The sequence below is a fragment of the Streptomyces coacervatus genome, assembly GCF_029223485.1.
GTDB classification, from domain to species: domain Bacteria; phylum Actinomycetota; class Actinomycetes; order Streptomycetales; family Streptomycetaceae; genus Streptomyces; species Streptomyces coacervatus.
This window is the reverse complement of sequence record NZ_JARHTP010000008.1, coordinates 42,538-67,031: the sequence shown is the minus strand read 5'-3', so window position 1 is coordinate 67,031 and position 24,494 is coordinate 42,538. Positions and strand designations below refer to the sequence as shown.

General features: G+C 70.6%; 23 protein-coding genes. 14 read left to right on the top strand and 9 right to left on the bottom strand.

All coding sequences use genetic code 11. The annotated features are described in order from the left end of the window. Window positions 1-19 precede the first annotated feature (19 nt). From P2Q00_RS20600 to P2Q00_RS20585, 4 genes are all read left to right on the top strand, one after another. A complete protein-coding gene (locus tag P2Q00_RS20600) occupies window positions 20-1,474 on the top strand; it encodes an amino acid permease (RefSeq protein WP_275774089.1) in 1,455 nt (484 codons plus the stop codon). Between the two features lie 207 nt (window positions 1,475-1,681). After that, window positions 1,682-3,028 carry a C39 family peptidase gene (locus P2Q00_RS20595; RefSeq protein ID WP_275774088.1) on the top strand — a complete coding sequence of 449 codons (1,347 nt, stop codon included), beginning with the start codon at window positions 1,682-1,684 and terminating at the stop codon, window positions 3,026-3,028. A 143-nt stretch (window positions 3,029-3,171) separates the two neighbouring features. Next, the gene (locus P2Q00_RS20590; RefSeq protein ID WP_275774087.1) at window positions 3,172-3,312 is read left to right on the top strand and encodes an SCO1431 family membrane protein; all 141 of its coding nucleotides are present in this window, start codon (window positions 3,172-3,174) and stop codon (window positions 3,310-3,312) included. Window positions 3,313-3,433: 121 nt separating this feature from the next. After that, window positions 3,434-4,093: a TetR/AcrR family transcriptional regulator gene (locus P2Q00_RS20585; protein WP_275774086.1), complete on the top strand. Its 660-nt coding sequence runs from the start codon at window positions 3,434-3,436 to the stop codon at window positions 4,091-4,093. A gap of 51 nt (window positions 4,094-4,144) precedes the next feature. Here the strand turns inward: P2Q00_RS20585 and P2Q00_RS20580 are convergent, their stop codons facing one another. Beyond that, entirely contained in the window at window positions 4,145-5,383 is a 1,239-nt protein-coding gene (locus P2Q00_RS20580) for a glycoside hydrolase family 18 protein (protein WP_275774084.1), read from the bottom strand. A gap of 347 nt (window positions 5,384-5,730) precedes the next feature. Here P2Q00_RS20580 and P2Q00_RS20575 point away from each other — a divergent pair, with 347 nt between their 5' ends. Beyond that, complete coding sequence (locus P2Q00_RS20575) at window positions 5,731-6,903, top strand: acyl-CoA dehydrogenase family protein (protein ID WP_275774083.1); 1,173 nt, start codon at window positions 5,731-5,733, stop codon at window positions 6,901-6,903. Here P2Q00_RS20575 and P2Q00_RS51135 read toward each other — a convergent pair. After that, window positions 6,866-7,114 carry a hypothetical protein gene (locus P2Q00_RS51135; RefSeq protein ID WP_275774082.1) on the bottom strand — a complete coding sequence of 83 codons (249 nt, stop codon included), beginning with the start codon at window positions 7,112-7,114 and terminating at the stop codon, window positions 6,866-6,868. The two genes, P2Q00_RS20575 and P2Q00_RS51135, sit on opposite strands and share 38 nt — an antisense overlap. Before the next feature lie 139 nt (window positions 7,115-7,253). Here P2Q00_RS51135 and P2Q00_RS20565 point away from each other — a divergent pair, with 139 nt between their 5' ends. Both P2Q00_RS20565 and P2Q00_RS20560 read left to right on the top strand, forming a co-directional pair. Further along, window positions 7,254-8,354 (top strand): Rv3169 family protein, encoded by a 1,101-nt coding sequence (locus P2Q00_RS20565; protein WP_275774081.1) that lies wholly within the window; start codon window positions 7,254-7,256, stop codon window positions 8,352-8,354. Between the two features lie 12 nt (window positions 8,355-8,366). Further along, a complete protein-coding gene (locus tag P2Q00_RS20560; RefSeq protein WP_275774080.1) occupies window positions 8,367-9,497 on the top strand; it encodes a phosphotransferase family protein in 1,131 nt (376 codons plus the stop codon). A gap of 10 nt (window positions 9,498-9,507) precedes the next feature. Here P2Q00_RS20560 and P2Q00_RS20555 read toward each other — a convergent pair whose 3' ends face one another. Then, entirely contained in the window at window positions 9,508-9,942 is a 435-nt protein-coding gene (locus P2Q00_RS20555; RefSeq protein ID WP_275774079.1) for a hypothetical protein, read from the bottom strand. A gap of 278 nt (window positions 9,943-10,220) precedes the next feature. Between P2Q00_RS20555 and P2Q00_RS20550 the strand changes: the two genes are divergently transcribed. From P2Q00_RS20550 to fxsA, 4 genes are all read left to right on the top strand, one after another. After that, the gene (locus P2Q00_RS20550; RefSeq protein WP_121888443.1) at window positions 10,221-10,661 is read left to right on the top strand and encodes an Lrp/AsnC family transcriptional regulator; all 441 of its coding nucleotides are present in this window, start codon (window positions 10,221-10,223) and stop codon (window positions 10,659-10,661) included. Window positions 10,662-10,812: 151 nt separating this feature from the next. Further along, window positions 10,813-12,414 (top strand): amidohydrolase, encoded by a 1,602-nt coding sequence (locus P2Q00_RS20545; RefSeq protein WP_275774078.1) that lies wholly within the window; start codon window positions 10,813-10,815, stop codon window positions 12,412-12,414. 544 nt (window positions 12,415-12,958) lie between these two features. After that, window positions 12,959-13,753, top strand: a complete 795-nt coding sequence (locus tag P2Q00_RS20540) for a polyprenol monophosphomannose synthase (protein WP_275774077.1) — start codon at window positions 12,959-12,961, stop codon at window positions 13,751-13,753. Between the two features lie 117 nt (window positions 13,754-13,870). Then, complete coding sequence (gene fxsA, locus P2Q00_RS20535) at window positions 13,871-14,428, top strand: FxsA family membrane protein (protein WP_275774076.1); 558 nt, start codon at window positions 13,871-13,873, stop codon at window positions 14,426-14,428. Window positions 14,429-14,557: 129 nt separating this feature from the next. Here the strand turns inward: fxsA and P2Q00_RS20530 are convergent, their stop codons facing one another. The 4 genes from P2Q00_RS20530 to yczE form a co-directional block, all read right to left on the bottom strand. Then, window positions 14,558-14,932, bottom strand: a complete 375-nt coding sequence (locus tag P2Q00_RS20530) for an RNA polymerase-binding protein RbpA (RefSeq protein WP_003977404.1) — start codon at window positions 14,930-14,932, stop codon at window positions 14,558-14,560. A gap of 267 nt (window positions 14,933-15,199) precedes the next feature. Continuing rightward, complete coding sequence (locus P2Q00_RS20525; RefSeq protein WP_275774074.1) at window positions 15,200-16,534, bottom strand: MFS transporter; 1,335 nt, start codon at window positions 16,532-16,534, stop codon at window positions 15,200-15,202. 61 nt (window positions 16,535-16,595) lie between these two features. Beyond that, window positions 16,596-17,363 (bottom strand): glycerophosphodiester phosphodiesterase family protein, encoded by a 768-nt coding sequence (locus tag P2Q00_RS20520; protein ID WP_275774073.1) that lies wholly within the window; start codon window positions 17,361-17,363, stop codon window positions 16,596-16,598. Next, entirely contained in the window at window positions 17,360-18,013 is a 654-nt protein-coding gene (gene yczE, locus P2Q00_RS20515) for a membrane protein YczE (protein WP_275774072.1), read from the bottom strand. The genes P2Q00_RS20520 and yczE overlap by 4 nt, the downstream gene beginning before the upstream one ends. Window positions 18,014-18,113: 100 nt before the next feature. On the opposite strand from yczE, the gene P2Q00_RS20510 reads away from it, so the two are divergent. Continuing rightward, window positions 18,114-19,622 (top strand): SCO1417 family PLP biosynthesis transcription factor, encoded by a 1,509-nt coding sequence (locus tag P2Q00_RS20510; protein WP_275774071.1) that lies wholly within the window; start codon window positions 18,114-18,116, stop codon window positions 19,620-19,622. 431 nt (window positions 19,623-20,053) lie between these two features. Here the strand turns inward: P2Q00_RS20510 and P2Q00_RS20505 are convergent, their stop codons facing one another. Together P2Q00_RS20505 and P2Q00_RS20500 are read right to left on the bottom strand one after the other, a co-directional pair. After that, the gene (locus P2Q00_RS20505) at window positions 20,054-21,718 is read right to left on the bottom strand and encodes a P-loop NTPase family protein (protein WP_275774070.1); all 1,665 of its coding nucleotides are present in this window, start codon (window positions 21,716-21,718) and stop codon (window positions 20,054-20,056) included. Between the two features lie 40 nt (window positions 21,719-21,758). Then, entirely contained in the window at window positions 21,759-21,953 is a 195-nt protein-coding gene (locus P2Q00_RS20500; protein WP_099934012.1) for a hypothetical protein, read from the bottom strand. Window positions 21,954-22,214: 261 nt separating this feature from the next. On the opposite strand from P2Q00_RS20500, the gene P2Q00_RS20495 reads away from it, so the two are divergent. Together P2Q00_RS20495 and P2Q00_RS20490 are read left to right on the top strand one after the other, a co-directional pair. After that, window positions 22,215-22,607 carry an ankyrin repeat domain-containing protein gene (locus tag P2Q00_RS20495; RefSeq protein WP_275774069.1) on the top strand — a complete coding sequence of 131 codons (393 nt, stop codon included), beginning with the start codon at window positions 22,215-22,217 and terminating at the stop codon, window positions 22,605-22,607. Window positions 22,608-22,908: 301 nt separating this feature from the next. Continuing rightward, window positions 22,909-24,327 carry a HEAT repeat domain-containing protein gene (locus P2Q00_RS20490; RefSeq protein ID WP_275774068.1) on the top strand — a complete coding sequence of 473 codons (1,419 nt, stop codon included), beginning with the start codon at window positions 22,909-22,911 and terminating at the stop codon, window positions 24,325-24,327. The last annotated feature ends 167 nt before the right edge of the window (window positions 24,328-24,494 follow it).

Genomic DNA, 24,494 nt, shown 5'->3' with positions numbered 1-24,494 from the left:
CGACGCCGTACTTCATGAGATGGGTTACCCGAGAAAACTCACCCGTCGCTTTCAGGCGTTCGACAATTTCGCCATCTCATTCACGATCATCAACATCATCTCGGGAATCTTCTCCGGCTTTGGATTCGGGCTGAACGCCGGAGGACCCCGCATTCTCGTCTTCGGCTGGATCGGCGTCTCCGTCATGGTGCTCTTCGTCGGTCTTGCCATGGCGGAAGTCGCCTCCGCCTATCCGACGAGCGGCGCGCTGTATTTCTCCGCCGGGAAACTCGCCAAACGGCACAAGGGAGCCTGGTCCTGGTACACGGGCTGGCTGAACTTCGTGGGCCAGATCGGCGGCACGGCCGCCACCGGCTACGCGGCGGCCACCTTCATCCAGGCCTTCATCGCCCTGCAGTGGCACTCCTACGTGCCGACCGCCCACCAGACGGTGCTGATCACGGCACTGCTCATCGTGCTGCAGGGGCTGGCCAACACCTACACCGTCCAGTTGGTCGCCCTCCTCAACCGGATCTCCGTGTGGTGGCTGCTGATCGGGCTCGTGGTGATCGTGGGCGCGCTGATCGGCGGACCCGACCAGCACCAGTCGGCGTCGTTCGTCACGCATTTCGCGAACAACACCGGTTTCACGAGCGGGCTTTACGGCGGGATGCTCGGCCTGCTCGTCACCAGCTGGACCTTCACCGGGTTCGACGGCAGCTTCCACATGTCCGAGGAAACGGTGCGGGCGACGGTCAACGCCCCGAAGGGGATCACGCGTGCGATCGGCTACTCGGCGATCACCGGCCTGATCCTGATGCTTGCACTGGTCTACAGCATTCACGACTACGACCATGTGGCGAGCGCTTCCGCTCCGCCCGTCCAGATTCTCATCGACGGTCTGGGCCTCGGCACCGCCAAGGTGCTCCTGCTGATCGTGATCGGCGCGATGCTCTTCTGCGGTCTCGCCAATCTCACCAGCAACACCCGGCAGATCTTCGCCTTCTCCCGCGACGGTGCCATGCCCGGTTCCCGGCTGTGGCACTCGGTCTCGCCGCGGACCCGCACCCCCGTCAAGGCCGTCTGGCTCGCGGTCGCCTGCTCGCTCGCCCTCGTCGTGCCCGGCTGGTGGTCGCACACGGCGTTCACCGCCATCGTCAGCGTCAATGTCGTCGGGCTCTTCCTCGCCTACGCCGTACCGATTCTGCTCCGGCTGGGCCTGGGCGACGAGTTCCAGCCGGGGCCGTGGCACCTGGGCCGCTGGAGCAAACCCGTCGGTGTGGTCGCCGTGGCTTGGATCCTGCTCAGCAGCGTCCTGTTCATGCTCCCGCAGGCCTCGCCGATCACCGTCGACTCCTTCAACTACGCGCCGATCGCCCTCGCCGTCGTCCTGGTCGTCGCCACCGTCTGGTGGTTCGCCACGGCCCGCCGCCGCTTCCAGGGACCGGTCAGCTACGGCCGCCCCGACGAGGTCGCGGCGATGGACCTGATCTGAGCACCGGGTCCGGCGTGTCCCGTGGCGGGCGCGCCGGGCCGACGACCCAGCAGGTCATGCCAGTGGTTCAGTCCAATATTCGTGGGCGTGGCGTGGGCCGAAGTGCTGGCAGGACGTTCCTCCTGCGGCCATAGTTGGCGCACAACAGTGCAGCGCAACCGCGCATTTGGACCTGCCCGACTCGGACACCTGGGGGTCGTTCCGCCCATGAGCAGAGCCGAACAGCCGTCCCGCAGAACCGTCCTGGCCGCCGCGGTGGCCGCCGCGGTGGTGGGCCCCGCCGTCACCGCCGACGCGGCCGACGCCGAGGAGTCCGCCGTGGCCCCTACGGTCGACTACCGATCCTGGACCTCGTACAAGGACTGGCGCTCCGGCGCCGCGCAGGGCACCCGTGCCGTCGCCGGCGTCCGCCCCGGCGTGGTGATCGGCACCCCCGCGGGCACGACCGACTACACCGACCCGCACACCGGCACGACCGCCACCTGGGAGTACGCGACCTGGACGGCCCCCGTCCACAAGCTCCGCGTCCCCGCCACCGAGGTGATCGCCTCCTGGAACGCGCACACCCCGGCCGGCACCTGGCTCCAGGTCGAACTGCACGGCACGTACTCCGACGGCACGGACACCCCCTGGTATGTGATGGGCCGCTGGGCGGCCGGCGACCAGGACATCAAGCGCACCTCGGTGGACGACCAGAAGGACGGCAAGAGCACCATCTGGACGGACACCTTCGCCATCGACGACGCCACGACCGGCCTGCGCCTGGTGGCGTACCGCCTCCGGCTCACCCTCTACCGCAAGCCCGGCACCAAGCTCACGCCCACCGTGTGGCGGCTCGGCGCGATGGGCTCGGACATCCCCGACCGCTTCACGGTCCCGGCCTCCACGCCGGGCCTGGCCCGGGAACTGATCGTCCCGCGCTACTCGCAGGAGATCCACAAGGGCCAGTACCCCGAGTACGACAACGGCGGCGAGGCCTGGTGCAGCCCCACCTCCTCGCAGATGATCATCGAATACTGGGGAGGCAGGCTCACCCCCGGGCAGCTGGCCTGGGTGGACCCGAGCTACGCCGACCCGCAGGTCGACCACGCGGCCCGCTTCACCTACGACTACCAGTACGAGGGCTGCGGCAACTGGCCGTTCAACGCCGCCTACGCGGCCACGTACAAGGACCTGCAGGGCATCGTCACCCGGCTCGGCTCGCTCACCGATCTGGAGACGCTGATCGCGGCCGGCATCCCGGCCATAACGTCCCAGTCGTTCCTCAAGGGGGAGCTGACGGGGGCGGGTTACGGCACGGCCGGGCACCTGATGACCGTCATCGGCTTCACCGCCGACGGCGATGTGATCGCCAACGATCCGTTCTCGCCGAGCGACGACGCGGTGCGCCGTGTCTACAAGCGGCGGGAGTGGGAGAACATCTGGCTCAGGACCAAGCGGTACAACGCCAGTGGCAAGGTCGTCTCCGGCACCGGGGGCGTCTGCTACCTGTACTTCCCGGCGCGGCCCACACCCCGCCAGCGCAAGGCACTCGCGGCGGTCGGCGTCCGCTGAACCAAGGGCGAAGGCCCCGGGAAATCGGCGAACCGGGGCCTTTCGCCTGTGACCAACGTCTCCGCCGCAAAAGCCGTTCCAGCTGGCAAGGTGGACAGAACCCTGGGGGGAGTCCACCGCACGCCCGACCTCAGCGAGACACCATGACCGCACACTCGGCGACCGCCGCCCGCACCCGCACCGGCGGCCCCAAGGACGACGGCCCGAAAATCCTCGAACACATCATGGGCTGGACCCTCGTCGTGGTCGTCGCGATGCTCGTCGCCCAGCTCGGCCTGCTGTGATTCGACGCAGGCAGAACGCTGTCTCCCCTGCGCCCACTCGTCGATCGGACTCGAACGAGTGGACGTTGTTGTTCTGACATACTGCGGATGTCCCGCAACCTGCCCGAGACCAGGGTCGAAATTGAAGATCAGCGAACAGAGCGACGCCACCCGACCCCGGGCCCGAGGCACCGAGCGCTCGCTGGCGCGCCGCGCCGAACTCATCGCCATCGGGCGGAAGTTGTTCGCCGACAGGTCGTACGACGCGCTCTCGATGGACGACATCGCGCGGCAGGCGCATGTCGCCAAGGGACTGATCTACTACTACTTCCAGTCCAAGCGCGGCTACTACCTGGCGATCATCAACGACTCGGTCGCCGACCTGGTCACCTTCGCGGCGAGCGAGATCGAACTGGAGCAGCTGGACCGGGTCCATCGCACGATGGAGGGCTATCTGCGCTACGCCGAGCAGAACCAGGCCGCCTTCCGTGCGATCGTCAGCGGCGGCGTCGGCTTCGATGCCGAGGTGCACGCCATCCGGGACGGCGTGCGCGACGCGATAGTGGCGACCGTCGCCGAAGGGGCGTACGGCCGCACGGACATCGCCCCGCTCGCCCGCATGGGCCTGTTCTCCTGGGTGTGCGGTGTGGAGGGCGCCACCCTCGACTGGATCGACCGCCCCCAGCTCTCCCGCGAGCAGATGCGCGAACTCCTGGTCAAGACGCTCGGCGGCGCCCTGCGCGCCATCGAGGAACTGGACCCGGCCTACCCCACTCCGGCCCCGGCCCGCCGGGACGCATGAGCGAGGGGCGGAGGCTCCCGCGCCCCCGCCCCAAGTACCGTACCGCTGTGGTCAGTTGATGGCCTTGATCAGCTCACCGTTCGCGGTGTCCCCGCTCAGCTCCCAGAAGAACGTGCCGCCGAGGCCCTGCTGGTTCTTGTACGTCATCTTGGTGCCGATGGTCGCGGGCGTGTCGTAACTCCACCAGTTGTTCCCGCACTTGGCGTAGGCGTTGCCGCCCACCGTGCCGGTCGCCGGGCACTTGGTCTTGAGCACCTTGTAGTCGTCGATGCCCTGCTCGTACGTCCCCGCCGCCGGGCCGGTCGCCGTGCCGCCGGGTGCCGCCTGGGTGACTCCGGTCCACCCGCGGCCGTAGAAACCGATGCCCAGCAGCAGCTTCGAGGCCGGGATGCCGAGGCCCTTGAGCTTGGCGATGGTCGCCGAGGTGTAGAAGTTCGCCTTCGGTATGCCGGAGTAGGAGTTCAGAGGGGAGTGCGGGGCCGTCGGGCCGGTCGCGTCCCAGGCGCCGAAGTAGTCGTACGTCATCGGGTTGTACCAGTTCACGTACTGCGCCGCGCCCGCATAGTCCGCCGCGTCGATCTTGCCCCCGCCGGTGGCGTCGGCGGTGATCGCCGCGGTGACCAGTGCACTGCTCCCGAACTTCGAACGCAGCGCCCCCATCAGGTTCTTGAAGGCCTCCCGGCCGCTGGTGTCGCAGCTGTTGCCGCAGGCGTTCGGGTACTCCCAGTCGATGTCGATGCCGTCGAAGACGCCCGCCCACTTGGAGTTCTTCACCAGGTCGTAGCAGGACTGGGCGAACGCGGCCGGGTTCTTCGCGGCCTCGCCGAAACCGCTCGACCAGGTCCAGCCGCCGAAGGACCAGAGGACCTTGAGCCCAGGGTGCTTCTTCTTCAGCTTCAGCAGCTGGTTGAAGTTGCCGCGCAGCGGCTGGTCCCAGGTGTCGGCGACACCGTCCACCGACTCGGCCGCGGTGTACGCCCGGTCGGTCGCCGCGTACGAGTCGCCCATCGCGCACTTGCCGCTGGTGACGTTGCCGAAGGCGTAGTTGATGTGCGTGAGTTCGGCCGCCGAGCCGGACGTCTCGATGTTCTTGACGTAGTACTTGCGGTCGTAGGTGCCCCATTCGGTGAAGTAGCCGACGACCTTGGAGCCCGCTGCTTCCTGGGCGGACGGCTTGGCGGAGGCGGAGGCGGTGCCAGCGCCGGCCAGCAGCCCGGCGCCGAGGACCGCGCAACACGCGGCCGAGACGAGCGCCCCTAAGGAGGCGCGGGGACGGTGCGGAATGTGCATCGGGTGTCTCCTCGTGGGGGAGAGGGGAACGCGCGCCGATTGGCATGAACGCGGTAAAGCGTTGGTCAGGAACAGTAGGAGGACTAGACCAGTTCGGTCAATGGTGCGGACCAATTCCGCGGCAATTCGGCCGGGGTTCGAGCCGGGCCGGGATATTCTTGAAGTAAGCGGTCGTTAACTGGTGACGGGATGCCTGCGATCGGGCATACTCACAGCGCACAGCCGCTGGTCAGCAGCTTCCGAGACCCGGGAGAGCGAGCATCGGCCGGCCCGAGAAAGACCCGGCGGAGTCGCCCCCACCCAGGGCGCACGTCCGCCCGTGCCCGAACAGGGAGGAGAGCGTCGCCATGCCCGACCGCGCCCCGCAGCCGGTGGACCGTCAACTGCCCACGGACGAGGCCCGGGATCTGATCTCGCTCGTCCGTGACATCGCCCAGCGCGAGATCGCCCCGAAGGCGGCCGAGGAGGAGGACGCCGGACGCTTCCCGCGCGAGGTCTTCACGCTGCTGTCGGAGTCGGGACTGCTCGGCCTGCCGTACGACTCCGAGTACGGCGGCGGCGACCAGCCGTACGAGGTCTACCTCCAGGTCCTCGAGGAGCTCGCCGCGGCCCGCCTCACCGTCGGCCTCGGCGTCAGCGTGCACACGCTCGCCTCCTACGCCCTTGCCGCCTATGGCACCAAGGAACAGCAGGTCGAGCACCTGCCGGCGATGCTCGGCGGAGGGCTGCTGGGTGCGTACTGCCTCTCCGAGCCGTCGTCCGGCTCCGATGCCGCCTCCCTCCGTACGAAGGCGGTCCGTGACGGCGCCGACTGGGTGATCACCGGCACCAAGGCCTGGATCACGCACGGCGGGATCGCCGACTTCTACACGGTGATGGCCCGGACGGGGGAGGAGGGGCCGCGTGGCATCACCGCCTTCCTGGTCCCCGGCGACGCCGAGGGGCTGAGCGGTGCGGTGCCCGAGAAGAAGATGGGGATGAAGGGCTCGCCCACCGCCCAGGTCCACCTCGACGAGGTGCGTGTCCCGGACGAGCGGCGCCTCGGTGACGAGGGGCAGGGCTTCGCGATCGCGCTGGCCTCGCTCGACTCGGGCCGGCTCGGCATCGCGGCCTGTGCGATCGGCCTCGCCCAGGCGGCGCTGGACGAGGCGGTCGCGTATGCCACCGGGCGGCAGCAGTTCGGGCGGCCCATCGCCGACTTCCAGGGGCTGCGCTTCATGCTCGCCGACATGGCGACCCAGATCGAGGCGGGCCGGGCCCTGTATCTGGCGGCGGCGCGGCTGCGCGACGCGGGGCGGCCGTTCGCCAAGCAGGCGGCCATGGCCAAGCTGCACTGCACGGACACCGCGATGAAGGTGACCACGGACGCCGTCCAGGTCCTCGGCGGGTACGGCTACACCGCGGACTTCCCGGTCGAGCGCTATATGCGCGAGGCCAAGGTCCTGCAGATCGTCGAGGGCACCAACCAGATCCAGCGCATGGTCATCGCCCGTCACCTCGCGGGTCCGGAAACGCGCTGAACTGGCCCGTTGTCACCTGCGGGGCCACCAGCCTGACCCACTCCGGGTCGTGGCGGCCCGGCAGGGTGCGGCCCCGGTCGGCCCAGGCGCGCAACAGATCGCGGTAGATCGGCGGATCCTGCAGGTGCGGCGGCACCGGCGGAACCGTTCCTGCGGGCGGCGGAACGAACACTCGGCGCTGACGCCCGATCACGGCGTAGGTGGGGGTCATACCAGGGCAACGCGGAGCTAGGCGGACAGGTCACCCATCCGCGGAATCGAGCGTGAGTTCCCGGACGTCCGGCTCCCTCTCTGGCCACCGCCAGCTGTCTGACGTACCGTCAGCTCAGCCGTCCCCAGGGAGGTTTGGCGTGGCCGACGACCGCCCCGTACCACTCGACGAGTACCCCGTGCACCAGGTCCCCCTGTCCATGAAGCACGTGGCCACCGGGGACCGGAACGCCTACGACCGCTGCATCTTCCACGTCCTCGACCACGAGGGGCGCGCACTGCTGATCGTGGGTCTCGGGGTGTATCCCAACCTCGGCGTGATCGACGCGTACGCGACCCTGCGGACCGGGGACACCCTGCACGCGGTGCGCGCCTCGGACGCCCTGGGCGAGGACCGTATGCGGCTCGCCGTAGGCCCGCTCAGGATCGAGGTCGAGGAGCCGCTGCGACGGCTGCGGCTGGTGGGCGATGACGACTTCTTGTCATACGACCTCACCTGGACCGCCGGCTTCCCTGCCCTGTGGGAACCCCACCACGTCCAGCGCCGCGGCGACCGGCTCACCCTCGAAGGACGCCGCTTCGTCCAGGCGGGCAGCGCCGAGGGGGTCGTGCGCGCCGCCGGTGAGGAGTTCCGGGTCACCGCCGGTGGGTGGACCGGCACCCGCGACCGCAGCTGGGGCGTGCGGCCCATACCGGGGGAGGAGGGCGGCCGACTGGCGCAGGAGCACCCGACCGAGGGCTTCCACTGGCTGTGGTGCCCGGTCCGCTTCGAGGACCGGTTCCTCATGGTCGTCGTCCAGGAGGACGCCGACGGCTACCGCACACTGAACGACGCCACCCTGGTCCGCCCCGGCCACCGCGACCGCCAACTCGGCTGGCCCCAGCCCGAGATCACCTACCGCTCCGGCACCCGGGATCCGGAACGCGCCCTGATCCACCTGGGGGACCTCCGCAAACCGCAGCAGCTGGAGGTCGAGATCCTCACCTCCTCGCCGCTCGCCGTCGGGGCCGGCTACCCGCCCGCCGACGACTGGCAGCACGGCACCTGGCGCGGCCGCGGCTGGGCGGACCGCCGTACCTACGACCTGTCGCAGCCGCACGCCCTGGCCGCCTACGGGGTCACCGACCATGCCGCCCGCTTCCGGCTGGACGGCCGGGTCGGGCACGGCATCTTCGAGCACGGCTCGTTCGGGCGGCACGACCCGAGCGGGTTCACGGACTTCAAGTCGGTCGCACCCTAGGTGGTATGTGACATGGCACCCACGGCACCCCGCCCCCGCACCACCACCCGTGACCCGGAGGACATCGCCCGCCGCCTCACCGCCTGGCTCGGCACCCGTCTGCCCGGCGCCAAGGCGGTCGGCGTCACCGTCCCCGAGTCCAACGGCATGTCCAGCGAGACACTGCTCTTCGACGTCGAACACCCGAACCATCCTCCCCCACTCTCGGCTTCGCTCGAGCGGGAGGTGCTCCCAGCCTGCGCGTTGAGACTCGCCGCGGACCCCGCGGCGTACACCGTCTTCCCGGTGTACGACATGCCGCGTCAGTACCGCACGATGCGTGTAGTGGCGCAGTATTCGGACCTCCCCGTGCCGAAGGTGCTGTGGCTGGAGGAGGATCCCGGCCCGCTCGGGGCACCGTTCTTCGTGATGGAGCGCGTCGAGGGACGCGTGCCGCCCGATGTGATGCCCTACACGTACGAGGGCAACTGGCTGCACGCGGCGAGCGATGCCGACCGTGCACACCTGGAGGCGGCCTCGATCGGGCTGCTGGCCCGGCTGCACGACCAAGTGCCGCCCGAGGAGGCCGAGTTCCTCGTGTTCCCGGGCGAGGGTGATGCCCTCCGCCGCCATGTCACGGCCCAACGCGCCTACTACGACTGGGTCGTCGACGGACGCACCCGCTCACCGCTCATCGAGGCCGCCTTCGACCGGCTGGAGCAGCTCTGGCCCCGCAATCCGGGCCCACCGGTGCTCAACTGGGGCGACGCGCGCATCGGGAACGTCGTCTACGACGGCTTCGAGCCCGCGGCCGTCCTCGACTGGGAGATGGCGGCCCTGGCCCCGCGCGAGGTCGATCTGGGTTGGACCGTGTACCTGCACCGCTTCTTCCAGGACCTGACGGTCGCCTTCGGGCAGCGCGGTCTGCCGGACTTCCTGCGCCGCGACCGGGTCGAGGCCCGCTACGCCGAACTCACCGGCCACACACCGCGCGACATGGACTTCCACACCCTCTACGCCGCCCTGCGGCACGCGATCGTGATGCTGCGCGTCGCCTATCGGCAGGTGCACTTCGGCGAGGCGGCCGTCCCGGCGGATCCGGACACACTGATCCTGCACCACGGCAGTCTGCGGGCCATGGTGCAGGGCAGCTACTGGGATTGAGCGAGGCGGTTCAGGCGGCCTGACGGCGCATCGCCGGCACGCGCATCGGGCGCGAGCCCGGGCCGCCGACGTGCGAGAACGGCTGCGTCCGCCAGTCGAGTCCCTGAGGGAGCGTCAACAGGAGGGCCGTGTCCTGCTCCTGGGCCTTGGCCGACTCGTCCGCGGAGCGGGCCTCGGCCGCCCTGCGGCCTGTACCGGCGCAGACCGTGAGCCCGAACGGGTTCCACGGCGAGGCGCACAGTGCGTGCTCCGGCAGGACCGCCTCGTCCGCCAGCAGGGCGATGGGCTGCGCGCAGTCCGGGCAGATCACCCGGTACATCTCGAAGGTGTCGTACGCGTCGAGTTCGTCCTCGAAGGCGTCGGGTTCGACGCCCTCCGGCTCGGGCTCGACGACCGCCTGGAGCCGCTTGGGTGCGGTTCGACCAGGGCGCTTAAGACTCTGCATGGATTCTCCCCCTCGGGCTGGGCCGTTCAGGCACTGCGGCCTCGACCACAGCAAGCACTTCCCGCCCCGTCTCGGCGGTAATCACGAGAACATCACGGAGACGTCGCGGCGGCTGTGTCCTTCGTCACATGCCGCCCGCAGGTGCCCGCGGCGGACGTTTTGTCCCTCAGACGGCTCACAGGCCGCTCACGGGCAGCTCTCGGGCACATCACAAAGCGGGTATGACCTGGGCGGCTCAGGTATCCGGGGAGATCAAGCGCACTGTAAGTTCTTGCGTCATGGAGGAGCTGGACCGTCAAATCGTGCAGCTGCTCGTCAAGGACGGGCGGATGAGCTACACAGACCTGGGCAAGGCCACGGGCCTGTCCACGTCGGCCGTGCACCAGCGGGTGCGCCGGCTGGAACAGCGTGGCGTCATTCGCGGCTATGCCGCGGTGGTCGACCCCGAGGCCGTCGGGTTGCCCATGACGGCGTTCATCTCGGTCAAACCGTTCGATCCCAGCGCCCCCGACGACATCGCGGACCGCCTGGCCGGGGTCCCCGAGATCGAGGCCTGTCACAGCGTCGCGGGCGACGAGAACTACATCCTCAAGGTACGGGTGGCCACCCCGCACGAGCTGGAGGAGCTGCTGGCGCGGTTGCGGACCTTGGCCGGGGTCTCGACCCGGACGACGGTGGTTCTGTCGACGCCCTATGAGGCGCGGCCGCCGCGGATCTGAGCGTTATTGCTCGCTCGTCGGGCGCGGGTCGGTGGGGCTTGTCGCGCCCACGCGGCGGAGCCGCATATTGGTGCAGCCCCGCGCCCCTTGCAGGGACGTTGGCGGCGCCCCTCGTGCAAAGTGGTCCAGAGGACACGCGAGACTGGTCCCCATGAGTGAGCGCACCCCCGAGCCGACCACCGTCCTCCTCCGCCGCGGAGAGGTACACAGCCCCGCCGACCCCTTCGCGACCGCGATGGTCGTGGAGCGCGGCCAGGTCGCCTGGGTCGGTTCCGAGGGCGCCGCCGACGCCTTTGCGGACGGGGTCGACGAGGTGGTCGACCTGGACGGCGCGCTCGTCACCCCGGCGTTCACCGACGCCCACGTGCACACCACATCCACCGGCCTCGCGCTCACCGGCCTGGACCTGTCCGATGCACTTTCCCTGGAGGCGGCCCTCGCGCTGGTACGGGACTTCGCGGCGGCCCGCCCGCAGGACAAGGTGCTGCTCGGGCACGGCTGGGACGCCGCCCGCTGGCCCGGCGGCCGCCCCCCGGCGCGCGCGGAACTTGACGAGGCCACCGGCGGCCGCCCCCTCTACCTCTCCCGTATCGACGTCCACTCGGCGGTCGTCACCACAGCCCTGCTCGACCTGGCCCCCGGTCTCGGCACGGTGGACGGGCCGCTGACCGCCGACGCCCACCACGCCGTACGCGCCGCCGCATTCGCAGTAGTGACGCCGGCCCAGCGCGCCGAGGCCCAGCGGACCGCGCTCGCGCGCGCCGCCTCCCTGGGTATCGGGTCGGTCCACGAGTGCGCCGGCCCGGAGATCTCCTCCGAGGACGACTTCACGGACCTACTGCGCCTCGCCGCCGGGGAGCCGGGCCCGCGGGTCGTCGGTTACTGGGCGGAGCAGGATGTCGACAAGGCGCGCGAGCTGGGCGCGGTCGGTGCGGCCGGCGACCTCTTCGTCGACGGCGCCCTCGGCTCGCACACCGCCTGCCTGCACGAGCCGTACACCGACGCCGACCACACCGGCACCGCCTACCTGGACGCTGCCGCGGTCGGCGCGCACGTCGTCGCCTGCACCGAGGCAGGCCTCCAGGCGGGCTTCCACGCGATCGGGGACGCGGCCGTGGCCACGGTCGTGGAAGGAGTGCGCGCCGCCGCCGAGAAGGTCGGCCTGGCCCGCGTCCGCGCCGCCCGTCACCGCGTCGAACACGCCGAGATGCTCACCCCGGAGACGATCGCGGCCTTCGCCGAACTGGGCCTGACCGCCTCCGTCCAGCCCGCCTTCGACGCGCTGTGGGGCGGCGAGGACGGCATGTACGCCCAGCGCCTGGGCACCGGACGGGCCCGCACCCTGAACCCCTTCGCAGCCCTGCTCAGGGCCGGCGTCCCCCTCGCGTTCGGCTCCGACAGCCCGGTCACGCCGCTCGACCCGTGGGGCACGGTCCGCGCCGCCGCCTTCCACCGCACGCCCGAGCACCGGGTCTCCGTGCGCGCCGCCTTCACCGCCCACACACGCGGCGGCTGGCGGGCGATCGGGCGGGACGACGCGGGTGTCCTGGTGCCGGGCGCCCCGGCCGACTACGCCGTGTGGCGCACCGGCGAACTGGTGGTCCAGGCCCCCGACGACCGCGTCGCCCGCTGGTCCACCGACCCCCGCTCCGGCACCCCCGGCCTGCCCGACCTCGGCCCCGGCCGCGACCTCCCGGTCTGCCTGCGCACCGTGGTCGGCGGACGGACGGTGTTCGTACGGCCGGGCGAGTGATCTCCCGGGGTGGCGCGGCGCCGATCGTCGCCCACCGCGGCGTCGCACGACCTGCGTATCCTCCGCCCTGACCAGGGCATCGGCGGAAGATCCGCAGGTCAAACGGCTGTTGACAGCCGACGGCAGGGGGCCGGTAGGTTCGGCCGAGTCCACCACCGGACGCCCGACCGGGGAACTTCCGCGCACTCGTCGCAGCGCAGCTGGGTCAGGGGCGGTGTGCCGCACCGGGGCACCGCCACTGGGAGCCAGGCTCAGCGCCCGCGCCGCGACGGGGGAACGTTCCGGCCGGTCGGGGAGGTGTGACCCGGGTGGGGCCCGGGCTCAGTAGACAACGGCTTTCGGTCGACCCGCAGCCAGCGGGCCCCAGGTCGGCCCGAAGGGCGCCGGGCCCCCTCCCGTAGATCCACGAACGTGTCCAAAAGTGCGTTCTTACCCCGCTCTTGTGGAATCGACACCACTATACGAACGTCTTGTCGCGTCATCGCAGGCCGTGGCCACTATGGTGGACGCCTGCGTACGGACACGAAGGGGCAAAGGGGCAGCAGTGAACGACGGCGACGGGACCCTCGCGGCAAAGGCCCAGGGGAGGCAGTTCGGCCCGCTCGGCACGGCCTTGGTGATCATTCCGACCTACAACGAGGCGGAGAACATCAAGTCCATCGTCGGCCGGGTACGGAAGGCGGTCCCCGAGGCGCACGTCCTCGTGGCCGACGACAACAGCCCGGACGGCACCGGCAAGCTCGCCGACGAGCTGGCCGCCGAGGACGACCACGTGCAGGTCCTGCACCGCAAGGGCAAGGAAGGCTTGGGCGCCGCCTACCTCGCCGGCTTCCGCTGGGGCCTGGACAACGGCTACGGCGTCCTGGTCGAGATGGACGCCGACGGCTCCCACCAGCCCGAGGAACTGCCCCGGCTGCTCACCGCGCTCAAGAGCGCCGACCTGGTCCTCGGCTCCCGCTGGGTGCCCGGCGGCCGGGTGGTGAACTGGCCCAAGAGCCGCGAGTTCATCTCCCGCGGCGGCAGCCTCTACTCCCGCCTCGCCCTCGACCTGCCGCTGCGCGACATCACCGGCGGCTACCGGGCCTTCCGTCGCGAGACCCTCGAGGGCCTCGGCCTCGACCAGGTCTCCTCCCAGGGCTACTGCTTCCAGGTCGACCTGGCCCGCCGCGCGGTGAAGGCCGGCTATCACGTCGTCGAGGTGCCCATCACCTTCGTCGAGCGTGAACTCGGCGACTCCAAGATGAGCCGCGACATCCTCGTCGAGGCCCTCTGGCGGGTCACCGCGTGGGGCGTGGGGGAGCGGGTCGGCAAGATCACGGGCCGCGGCAAGAAGTCCTGACCGCGGTCCGCCGTCACCTGGCGGCCATTCGCCCTCACAGGGCCCGTGTACGGTCTCACAGACCCCGTTGATCATTCGCTTATGCCGCACTGAGCCGGGCCCAGGCACACTGGATGCATGACGACTGGTGCTCCGACCCCCACGTATCCCGCCCGGCCCCGGCGCTCCCGGCTGCGGACCTTCCTGCCGCTCGGCGTCGCTGCCTGGCTGGTGCTGGAGATCTGGCTGCTGACCGTGGTCGCGGGCGCGTCGAGCGGGTTCACCGTGTTCCTGCTGCTGCTCGCGGGCTTCGTGCTCGGCGCGGCGGTGATCAAGAAGGCGGGCCGGCGAGCCTTCCAGAACCTGAACGAGGCGCTGCAGCGCGGCACCGCCCCGCAGAGCGGCGGCGGCAACGGGCTGCTGATGCTCGGCGGGCTGCTCCTGATGATCCCCGGCCTGATCTCGGACGCGGTGGGTCTGCTCCTGCTGATCCCGCCGGTCCAGAAGACGCTGAGCCGCCTCACCGAGCGCACCGTGGACCGCAAGCTGCGCGCGGCCGCTCCCGGCACCTTCGGCGACGCCTTCCAGCAGGCCCGCATCCACCGCCCCGACGGCAAGGTCGTCCAGGGTGAGGTCATCAGGGACGAGCCGGGCGGCGACGCCCCGCAGGACCCGCGGCCGCCGCTGACGCGCTGAACGCGGGCAGGCCGAGAACCGGCACGCCGAGAACGCCGTACGACACACGACTGCGGGCGTCTACGTGAATCCACGTAGACGCCCGCAGTCGCTTGCGTGTGTTGTATGTCCGCCCGACCCCGGCAGGAACTAAGCCGACTTGCGGCTGTCCCGCGGGTGAACCGCGATGTTCATCGCGCCCGAACGGAGAACGGCCAGGCGCTCCTCGAGGACCTCTTCGAGTTCCTCGCGGGTGCGCCGCTCCATCAGCATGTCCCAATGCGTACGCGCGGGCTTGGCCTTCTTTTCCTCAGGGCCGTCGCCGTCAACGAGGAGTGCCTGGGCCCCGCAGACCTTGCACTCCCACTCCGGCGGGATCTCCGCCTCGACCGAGAAGGGCATCTCGAACCGGTGCCCCTTCTCGCATGCGTACTCCACGGCCTGGCGCGGGGCCAGGTCGATGCCGCGGTCCGTCTCGTAGCTGGTCACCACGAGGCGCGTGCCGCGAAGAGCTCGCTCACTCATGAATCGTGCCTCCCGGGCTTGTCGCCCACAGGACAGGTGTCGCTGTCGTCGTCATCCGGTCAACGTCCGGTCGGCGGTAAAGATTCCCGTTCCGTGTCCCGTTCCGGGTCATGCGTCGCCGTCGTAGCCGCCCCTTGTTGTACCCACCAGCGCCCGGTTTGTCACATCTGCTAGCAGATGTCACCCAGCGTTTCGGCATCTTTGACGCGCAGTAACGGTACGCCTGGCAGGCCAAACGCGTACACTACAGCCCTTTCGCCGCGAGTGCTAAATCCTCTCGGGAACCGGATTGCCCGCATCCAAGATCGCCTGCCGCACCGGAACCCGCGCGAGCAGGGCAAATCCGATGACGAAGAAGGCTACGAGCGAGATGATCGCGTCGCGATAACTTCCTGTCAGCTGGTAGGTGATCCCGAACAGAAGCGGTCCCAGCCAGCTCATGCCCCGGTCGCTCATCTCGTACGCCGAGAAGTACTCGGCTTCCTTGCCGGGCGGGACCAGATGCGAGAACAGGGAGCGGGACAGGGCCTGGCTGCCGCCCAGCACGAGACCGATCCCGGACGCCAGGACGAAGAACCACACCGGTGCCCCGGCCGGCAGGAAGTACCCGGCCGCCAAAGTCACCGTCCACGCCACCAGCGAGCCGAGGATCGTGCGCTTGGCTCCGTACGTCCGGGCCAGCCGCCCCATCCCCAGGGCTCCCGCCACCGCCAGCACCTGGACCATCAGCACGGCCGTGATGAGCGTGGACTGGCTCAGGCCCAGCTCCTGAGAGCCGTACACCGACGCCTGGGAGATCACCGTCTGGATGCCGTCGTTGTAGATGAGGTAGGCGAGGAGGAAGGCCAGGGTGAGCGGTTTGCCGCGCATGTCGCGGACGGTGGATGCCAGTTGCCGCCAGCCATGGACCGCGGGCGCCGTGGACGTCGTACGGCGGTCTCGCAGCCGCTTCAGCGGTACGAGGGTGAAGGCACCCCACCACAGGCCCGCGGAGGCCAGGCAGATGCGGACCGCCGTCGACTCGGAGACGCCGAAGGAGTCGTGCCCGGTGTACAGCACCAGGTTCACGATCAGCATCGACGAGCCGGCCCCGTAGCCGAAGGCCCAGCCGCGCGACGAGACCCGGTCGCGGTCCTCGGGCGGTGCGATCTGCGGCAGGTAGGAGTTGTAGACGACCATCGAGACGGCCACGGACGAATTGGCGACGATCAGCAGGAGACCGCCCAGGAGATAGCGGTCACCGGAGAGGAAGAACATTCCGGTGGTGGCCGTCGCTCCCACGTAGGCGCAGGCGGCGAGCAGCGGTTTCTTCCGCCCGGTGCGGTCGGCGGCCGCGCCCACCAGCGGCATCACGAGGATCGACACGATCACGGACGCGGAGACGCAGTACGCGAAGAACGAGCCGGCCCGCACCGGGATGCCCAGCGGATGCACGAAGCCGTCGGCGTCCGCCGCCGACTTGGCGACGGCCGTCAGATAGGGGCCCAGGAACACGGTGAGCACGCTCGTCGAGTAGACGGAGCACGCCCAGTCGTAGAAGTACCAGCCGCGCTGCTCGCGCTGCCGGTCGATGACTTCCGTCTGCACGGTGTCGGTGCTCACCCGTGCCCTCGCTTCCCCGCCGAAGTGCCGTGCGAAGGCTCGGGGCGGGGCCGTCGGGCGTTCAGGCCCAGACGCCGCGTTCTTCCAGGACCTTGCGCAACGTGTCGATGTGATCGGTCATGATGCCATCGACTCCCAGGTCCAGGAGGCGGTGCATGCGATCGGGCTCGTTGATGGTCCACACGTGCACCTGCAGCCCGCGCGCGTGGGCGGCGCGGACGAAGCGGTGGTCGACGACCTGGATGCCGGACTGGGACTCGGGCACCTGGGCCGCGACCGCGGAGGCGCGCAGCGCGGCCGGCACACCCCAGGAGCGCAGCCGCAGATTCAGCACACCACGCGTGCCGTACGACGTCGCCAGCCGCGGACCGGCCAGCCGCTGGGCGCGCACCACGCGCGCCTCGGAGAACGAGCCGACACAGATCCGGTCCCACGCGCGCGTGCGCTCGATCAGGTCCAGGAAGGGGTGCAGCGAGGACTCCGCCTTGAGGTCCACGTTCCAGCGCACCTCGGGGAAGGTCTCCAGCAGCTCCTCGAAGAGCGGCACCGGCTCCTTGCCCGCCACGCGCGCGTGGCTGACCTCCTGCCACGGCAGGTCCGCTATCCGCCCCGCGCCGTCCGTCACCCGGTCCAGGGTCGAGTCGTGGAAGGCGACCAGCTTGCCGTCCGCCGTGGTGTGGACGTCGGTCTCGATGTAGCGGTAGCCCGCCTCCACTGCTCGCCGGAACTGCAGCACGGTGTTCTCCAGGCCCTCCGCGGCCCCGCCCCGGTGGGCGAAGGGGATCGGGCCCGGATGGTCGAGATAGGGGTGGCGTATCGGCGTGGTCACCGTCGCAGTATCGCCCTTCGGGGTTGCCCTTCGGCAACGACCGTGCTGCCGCCGGATGCCGACGGGACGTCGAACACTCGCAGGAAGAGCTGGGCGAGCGGGCCGATCGACACCGCGTACAGGACAGTGCCGATGCCGACCGTGCCGCCGAGGGCGAAGCCGGAGGCGACGACCGCCAGCTCGATCGCCGTCCGTATCAGGCGGATCGAGCGGCCGGTGCGCCGGTGCAGGCCGGTCATCAGCCCGTCCCGCGGTCCCGGACCGAAGCGGGCGGAGATGTAGAGGCCTGTGGCCACACCGTTGAGCAGGACGCCGGCCAGGAGGAGCGGGATCCGTACGGCCAGGGAGTGCACGTCCGGGACGAGGGCGAGCGTGCCGTCCATGGCGATGCCGACCACGAAGACGTTGGAGACCGTGCCCAGCCCCGGGCGCTGGCGCAGCGGGATCCACAGGAGCAGCACCGCCGCGCCCACGACGATCGACACGACACCGATGGTCAGGCCGGTGAGCTCGGCCAGACCCTGGTGCAGCACCCCCCAGGGTTCGAGTCCCAGGCCCGCCTCGACGAGCAGCGCGGCACTCGCGCCGTACAGCACGAGGCCGACGTACAGCTGGATCAACCGTCGCCCGAGACGGTTCTTCGTGGACAAGAGGTGCCCCCCTGTGGTCGCAGTGGCCTGGTTCGTGACACCCTGTGGCTTGGGTGGAAACATCATCCATGGCCAATTCGGGGAAGGTGGACTGATTTCGATGGCGGCGTGGACCTCGGCGATGGGGGCGGCGCAGCTCGCCCGGCTGCTCAACTCCCAGCAGGACCGCCCGGCGGGCCCCGGCACCCGCCGCCCGCCCGCCTACCGCGCCCTGGCCGACGGCATCCGGCTGCTGGTCCTGGAGGGCCGCGTCCCGGTGGCCGCCCGGCTGCCCGCCGAACGTGAGCTGGCCCTGGCCCTGTCCGTCAGCCGTACGACGGTCGCGGCCGCCTACGAGGCGCTGCGCACCGAGGGATTCCTGGAGTCGCGGCGCGGGGCCGGCAGCTGGACCGCCGTACCGGCCGGGAACCCGCTCCCCGCGCGCGGCCTGGAACCCCTTCCGCCCGAGGCCCTGGGCTCGATGATCGACCTGGGCTGCGCGGCGCTCCCCGCGCCCGAGCCCTGGCTGACCCGCGCCGTCCAGGGCGCCCTGGAAGAGCTGCCCCCGTACGCCCACACCCACGGGGACTATCCGGCCGGGCTGCCCGCGCTGCGCTCGATGATCGCCGACCGGTACACCGCGCGGGGGATCCCCACGATGCCCGAGCAGATCATGGTGACCACCGGCGCCATGGGCGCGATCGACGCGATCTGTCACCTCTTCGCTGGGCGGGGCGAGCGCATCGCCGTCGAGTCGCCGTCGTACGCCAACATCCTCCAGCTGATGCGGGAGGCGGGCGCGCGGCTGGTGCCCGTGGCGATGGCCGAGGGACTGGCCGGCTGGGACATGGACCGCTGGCGGCAGGTGCTGCGGGACGCCGCGCCCCGGATCGCGTACATCGTCGCCGACTTCCACAACCCGACGGGTGCACTCGCCGACGACGACCAGCGGCGGCAGCTCGTGGAGGCGGCCCGGTCGGCGGGGACGGTGCTGATCGCCGACGAGACGATGAGCGAGCTGTGGCTGGACGAGGGCTTCGAGCAGGGGGCGATGCCGCGGCCCGTGTGCGCCTTCGACCCCGCCGGGTCCACGGTGATCACCGTCGGTTCGGCCAGCAAGGCCTTCTGGGCGGGGATGCGCATCGGTTGGGTGCGCGCGGCACCGGACGTGATCCGCAGCCTGGTCGCCGCGCGCGCGTACGCCGATCTGGGCACCCCGGTGCTGGAGCAGCTCGCCGTGAACTGGCTGTTCAGCACGGGGGGTTGGGAGCAGGCCGTGGAATTGCGGCGCGGGCAGGCCCGGGAGAACCGCGACGCTCTGGTCGCGGCGGTGCGGCGGGAGCTGCCCGACTGGGGCTTCGAGGTCCCGAGGGGCGGACTCACGCTGTGGGTGCGGACCGGGGGACTGTCGGGTTCGCGGCTCGCCGAGGTGGGGGAGCGGGTCGGGGTGCGGGTGCCTTCGGGGCCGCGGTTCGGGGTCGACGGTGCCTTCGAGGGGTATGTGCGGCTGCCGTTCACGGTCGGGGGTGCGGTCGCCGAGGAGGCGGCCGTGCGGCTGGCTGCGGCGGCGCGGTTGGTGGAGAGCGGGGCGTCGGGGAGCGGGGAGGCACCGCGGATGTTCGTGGCGTAGCCACGGGGAGGGTGCAGTGGGGACGTACGCCTCGGGGCGGCCGGTGAGGCGGCCGGTCTGTCGGCGGGCGAGTGCCGTGCGAGGGTCCGCGACGCGTTGGCGCACTGGGGACGTTCGTGGCGTAGGCACGGTCAGGGTGCAGTGGGGACGTACGCCTCGGGGCGGCCCGTGAGGCGGCCGGTCTGTCGGCGGGCGAGTGCCGCGACACCCCGGCCCACTCCACCCGCATCTGCCGCGCCCGGGAGGCGGCATCAGCCTCAATCCGCCTCGCCCGCAGCCCAGGACGGCCGCCCCGCCGGTGCGACCTGGGCCGTTTCTGACGGCTCTTGAAGCCGTCCCTGGGCGGTTGCCGGCGAACCTGGCGCGGCAGCCGGCACCTCGTGCGGCGCCGGCCCACCGGACGATGTCCGACCAAGAGCCATCAGACGCCCCTAGGGCGCCTCGCCCGCCATGGCCTCCGCGGGCACCGAAGCCGCCTCGACCGGCTCCTTGTCGATCGGCACCGCCTCCACCGGCACCGCCTCGACAGGTTTCGCCTTGACCAGCACCGCCTGGGCAGGTTCCGCCTCGACCGGCTCCAGGTCCCCCGGCGTGGTCCGCGGCGGCAGCAGTGCCAGCACCGCCTTCCGGTGCGCGTCGCTCGTCGTGTCGTCGTACGGGCACGGAGTCGACGGGACCTGAAGCCGGTGCACCGAACCCGCGCCGAGACGGGCGTAACCGCGGCCGGGCGGGACCTCGGCGGCCGGAGTCGTGGGCGGCAGAGCGCCCAGGACCCCCGCCAGCTGCTCGGCCGTGGCGGGGCCGAGGACGACACGCGCGCGTGTGTGCTGTCGTACGTCATCGCTCAGCGCGTCGGCGCTGTCGAACTGCTCGCCCACCACGACCGTCACATTCGCCGCGCGGCCGTGCCGGAGCGGGACCTGGAGCAGGGACTGCGGGTCCTTGCGGCCGTCCGCGGCGGCGAGGTGGGCGAAGGCGCTCGGGCGGTCCAGGAGGAGCCACAGGGGGCGCTTGGTGTCCTCCGGCGGCTCGTGGCCGGACTGACGGGCGCGGTTCGCGGCGATCAGGCGGCGCTCCGTCTCATGGGCGGCCCACTCAAGGCTCGTCAGCGCCCCGGTCAGTCCGCACTCGACGGCCAGCACGCCGTCGCGGCCGGTCAGACACGCGTACTCGCCGGTGCCGCCCTCGACGATCACGACATCGCCGTGCTGGAGCGCCTGCAGGGCGATGGAGCGCAGCAGGGTCGAGGTGCCGCTGCCCGGCTGACCCATGATCAGGAGGTGCGGCTCGGTGGAGCGCATGCCGGTGCGCCAGACGACCGGCGGGATGTCGCGTCTCTCCTCACCGTAGGTGAGGGGAAGCGTGCGCCGGACCTGGGTGGGGTCCGTGAATCCGAGGACCGTCTCGCCCGGCGCCGTGACGAATCGCTGGGCGGCGATGTCGGTGGGCAGTGGGGGCAGGACCGTGACCGTGAGCTCGTTGCCCTCTTCCTCCCACGCGAAGTGGTACTCGCGGCCGCGTCCCGACTTGGCATGCAGCAGCTGCTCGATCCGGGCGCGCGAATCGGCCTCGCCGTCGGTGAAGTACGCCGGATAGCGGATAACGAGGTGGGTGACACGGCCCGATTCGTCGAACTCGTACGCGGGGAAGGCCTTCTCCCACTCTCCGCCGTGGGCGTACAGGGGAGAGAGGTCCTCGGCGATCGAGAAGTACGGGATCAGCGCCTCGTACAGCGACTTGAGGCGCTGTACCTGGGACTCGTCGGGCCCTTCGGGTGCCGCCGGTTCGCGGTCCCGGCCATGCAGGGCTGCCGCCGCCATCAGACTGATGACGGCGAGCAGCGGCCCGTACGGCACGAGTGCCACGACCAGGACCACCGAGGCCACCAGGAACAGCAGCGGCCCGCGCCTGTCCTTGGGTGTGTCGGCCCACCTGCGCCGCCCGGTGGCCGCCAGTCGGCGCAGTCCGCGGGTGATCGTGATCAGCGGGTGGAGGACGTCGGTGGCGCTGTCGGCCGCGGTCCGGGCCAGCTCCCGGCTACGGGCGATCTGCGCGCTGCCGGTGGTCAGGATGCGGGGGAGGGGGCGCCGGGCCACTTGCTGTCTCCTGATGGTGCGTGCGGACGGGAGGGGCGGCTCAGAACTTGATGCCGCCGAGGAGGCTCGCGAGGCTCTCGCCGCCGGCCTTGATGCTCGGGGCGATCGCCGTGCTCGCGAGGTAGAACCCGAACAGCGCCGAGACCAGCATGTGCGACGCCTTGAGGCCGTCCTTGCGGAAGAAGAGGAAGACGATGATGCCGAGCAGGACCACGCCTGAGATGGACAAGATCATTTCATTTCTCCTGGTTCACGGGGACAGTCACCATGAGTACTTCCAGGATCACAGCATGTATCCATACTATTAAAGGTGCAATTGGGTGAATCTCGGCGAATATCCCCCATGTGGTCGAGTCGGCCCGGGTCGGCCGGGCCGGACTCTCCTGTCCCACCCGGTCTGTGGTGATCTTTACCTCCGGCGGATCGGGTCATGTGCCGCGGAAGCCAGTACTCTGGCGATTCACCTGAACGGTTGTATGGAGAGGCGGTCCGGCCGATGACAGAAGCCCCCGACCCCGAGGTCGTGGAGCTGGCGACCAAGATCTTCGATCTGGCCCGGCAGGGACAGACCGAGGCGCTCGTGGCGTACGTCGACGCGGGAGTCCCGGCAAACCTCACCAACGACCGCGGTGACTCGCTCGTGATGCTCGCCGCCTACCACGGGCACGCGGACGCGGTGCGCGCCCTGCTCGCCCGGGGCGCAGAGGGCGACCGGATCAACGACCGGGGCCAGACCCCGCTCGCCGGGGCCGTCTTCAAGGGCGAGACGGAAGTGATCAAGGCCCTCCTGGAGGGCGGCGCCGATCCGGCCGCGGGTACCCCGTCGGCCGCCGACACGGCGCGGATGTTCGGCAAGACGGAACTGCTCGAGTTGTTCGGCGCACACTGATCCGAACGTTCTGACCAGCACAAACACAGAAAACGGGGGAGGCGGTACAGGGCCGCCGAAATTTCGGTCGCGGCAGGTCGAAGTGCCGAGTCATCATGACGTCGTGATTCACGGACGCGATGGCTGGGCAGGTGTTGCCGCACCGCGCGGGCCGTGATGCGGTCCGCATGGGCCAATGACGAGAGGCAGAGGAAGATGGTCTACAGCAAGCAAGAGACGGCGGGCGCCCCGACGTTGTGTCACGCGGCCAGGTAATGCGTGTTTCCCGGTTGCGTCGAGGCTTGATGTGAGGCTGTTTCCCATGTTCGAACCGGTCATAGCGCCCAGCGGTACGCTGCTCGGCCTGCTCCAGCGGGGCCGCGGCGACGGCACGCTGCACGCGCTCACCGCCCCGCGCGCCGAGGCGCTCGCGGCGCTGAACCACTGTGTGCTGCGCGATCCCCGCCACGACTGGCAGGTGGAGAACCGCTCCCTCTACTACGCCCGTCTCTACCTCGACCTGAACGGCGAGCTGGACGAGATCGAGGCCCACCTCTTCGACGTCGAGGACGTCTTCGACACCGAGGAGTCCCGCACCGGGCTGGCCCTGGCCGTCCTCGGCCACCTCGCCTCGTACGGCAGGCGGGACGCGCTCGAACTGCTGCGCAGGTACGCGGCCTCCGGCTCCAACTGGGCCTGGGCTCTCGACGAACTGGCCCTGCGCGACGACGACGCCGGTCTACGGGCCCTCGCCGTTCCCGTGCTGGCCCGCTTCGCCACCGACACCGAGGGCGAGGCCGAACTGGCCGCCGTCGTGCGCGACGCCTTCGAGCCCCGGCCGTGGCGCCTGTGGGCCGAGGATCCGCGCGAGTCGATCGCCACGCGTGTGCGTGCCGCTCAGGAGACCGGCTGTTTCGACCGCTGGCAGCGGCAGATGCGACCGTCCGGGCCCCGTCCGGGGTGGAGCGTGCAGGCCGTGTTCGAGTGGGCCCAGCAGGGCGTCGAAAGGGGCGCCGCGCTGCACGTCCCGGCCGCCCGCTGCCTCACCGCCGTCGCAGGCCCCGAGGACCGGCCCGAGATCGTGCAGGCCGCCAAGGACGGCACCGACGGAGCCCGCTGCACCGCGCTGCGCTACCTCGCCGACAGCAATGATCCCGACGCCCTCGACCTGATCGAGGGTGCCGTGCTCACTGGCTCACCGGTCGTCGTGGAGGCCGCCGTCGACGCCTTCGAACGGATGCGCAGTGTCGCCGCCGTCGACCGGGCCCGCGGCTGGGCCCACCGGCCCGACCCCCTGGGCGCCGCCGCCGGCCGTATGCTCGCCTGCCGAGGGGGAACCGAGGACAAGGAACTGGTCCTGGGCGCCCTGCGGGAAGCCGTACGAGGCGAAGGGCCGGACACCCCGACCCTGTGGACCCTCGTCGACGGCACCGGCCGGCTCGGCATCGCCTGCGCCGCCCCCGTGCTCCGCCATATCTATCGCGAGACCGCCTCCTCCCATCTCCGCGGCCGGGCCGCCCGCGCTCTCGCCGCCACCGACCCCTCCTTCCCGGCAGGCTTCGCCGTCGAGTGCCTCTGGGACTGCGAGGAGACCACCCGCGAAATCGCCGCCCGGCATGCCGAGACCGGTGATGCACGGGTCGTCGAACAGCTCCGCCGACTCGCCGCCGATCCGGCCGAGGAAGCCGAAGTGCAGACGGCCGTACGAAGTCGGATCGCACCCGACGGGCCCGCTGTTTGAGCCAGCCACGCACGCGTACACCGGGCCGCGGCAGGGCCGCCGGATGAACAACGGGTGACCCGCGGGTCAGGCGGTCATGGACAGGGCCTGACCTGCTCGGGTGTGCAGAGGAACGCTCACGGGACGTTCATCGTTCGCAAAGATCCACGTTGACGCGACCACGTCCA

Coding starts and splice junctions, on each gene's coding strand:
- P2Q00_RS20590 (WP_275774087.1), top strand. CDS start 3,172: ATGACCGCACACTCGGCGACCGCCGCCCGCACCCGCACCGGCGGCCCC.
- P2Q00_RS20555 (WP_275774079.1), bottom strand. CDS start 9,942: ATGCAGAGTCTTAAGCGCCCTGGTCGAACCGCACCCAAGCGGCTCCAG.
- P2Q00_RS20500 (WP_099934012.1), bottom strand. CDS start 21,953: ATGATCTTGTCCATCTCAGGCGTGGTCCTGCTCGGCATCATCGTCTTC.
- P2Q00_RS20560 (WP_275774080.1), top strand. CDS start 8,367: ATGGCACCCACGGCACCCCGCCCCCGCACCACCACCCGTGACCCGGAG.
- P2Q00_RS20530 (WP_003977404.1), bottom strand. CDS start 14,932: ATGAGTGAGCGAGCTCTTCGCGGCACGCGCCTCGTGGTGACCAGCTAC.
- P2Q00_RS20550 (WP_121888443.1), top strand. CDS start 10,221: ATGGAGGAGCTGGACCGTCAAATCGTGCAGCTGCTCGTCAAGGACGGG.
- P2Q00_RS51135 (WP_275774082.1), bottom strand. CDS start 7,114: ATGACCCCCACCTACGCCGTGATCGGGCGTCAGCGCCGAGTGTTCGTT.
- P2Q00_RS20600 (WP_275774089.1), top strand. CDS start 20: ATGGGTTACCCGAGAAAACTCACCCGTCGCTTTCAGGCGTTCGACAAT.
- P2Q00_RS20545 (WP_275774078.1), top strand. CDS start 10,813: ATGAGTGAGCGCACCCCCGAGCCGACCACCGTCCTCCTCCGCCGCGGA.
- P2Q00_RS20510 (WP_275774071.1), top strand. CDS start 18,114: ATGGCGGCGTGGACCTCGGCGATGGGGGCGGCGCAGCTCGCCCGGCTG.
- P2Q00_RS20580 (WP_275774084.1), bottom strand. CDS start 5,383: ATGCACATTCCGCACCGTCCCCGCGCCTCCTTAGGGGCGCTCGTCTCG.
- P2Q00_RS20575 (WP_275774083.1), top strand. CDS start 5,731: ATGCCCGACCGCGCCCCGCAGCCGGTGGACCGTCAACTGCCCACGGAC.
- fxsA (WP_275774076.1), top strand. CDS start 13,871: ATGACGACTGGTGCTCCGACCCCCACGTATCCCGCCCGGCCCCGGCGC.
- P2Q00_RS20490 (WP_275774068.1), top strand. CDS start 22,909: ATGTTCGAACCGGTCATAGCGCCCAGCGGTACGCTGCTCGGCCTGCTC.
- P2Q00_RS20495 (WP_275774069.1), top strand. CDS start 22,215: ATGACAGAAGCCCCCGACCCCGAGGTCGTGGAGCTGGCGACCAAGATC.
- P2Q00_RS20595 (WP_275774088.1), top strand. CDS start 1,682: ATGAGCAGAGCCGAACAGCCGTCCCGCAGAACCGTCCTGGCCGCCGCG.